This window comes from Arthrobacter sp. Y3225116, from assembly GCF_059091245.1.
The window spans coordinates 1-548 of sequence record NZ_JBNHGL010000544.1 but is presented as its reverse complement, the minus strand read 5'-3'; the positions used below and the strand labels follow the sequence as shown (position 1 = coordinate 548).

Genomic DNA, 548 nt, shown 5'->3' with positions numbered 1-548 from the left:
GAGCCCGCGCCGAGGCCGGGCAGCAGGTCCTCGGCCGCGCCGGCCGTTGCCGGATCCCAGTCCAGGCCGAGTGCGTCATAGCTGGCCGTGAGCACCTCGCGCAGCGGCGCCGCATCCTCCACCACCACGACGGAGGAAAACAGCCAGGCGCCGGCGACGACCCGCTGCGCGGTGCCCACCAGCTTGATCCGGCGCAGGGGATCAACCGGGTACGCGCCGTGGATGCTGAACTCGCCCGGGCAGTACTCCCCCGGGATTTCCCCCACGCCGGCCTGCAGCCCGGTTGCCCGCAATCCGCCGGCGATGAGTTCCCCGAATTGGCCGAAACGCCTTTTCGCTCCGGCAATCGCATCGGCCAGCGGCTCCACATGATCCAGCACCAGGCAGCCTTCGTGGTAGGCGGCGGCCCGGCCGCCCGCCTTGCGCACCAGCGGTTCGAATCCAAGTTCGCGGCAGCGGCGCGCCGCCTCCCCGAAGCCGGGCAGATGCGCGTCCCGCTGCCCGAACGCCACCGTCGGTGCCGGGCGGTACACGCGCACGGTAGGGCC

General features: G+C 72.6%; 1 protein-coding gene. It reads right to left on the bottom strand.

The features are described 5' to 3' along the window. A partial coding sequence (locus AC5RV2_RS18870) for a lipoate--protein ligase family protein (RefSeq protein ID WP_494093600.1) occupies positions 1 to 548 on the bottom strand: 548 nt, incomplete at both ends.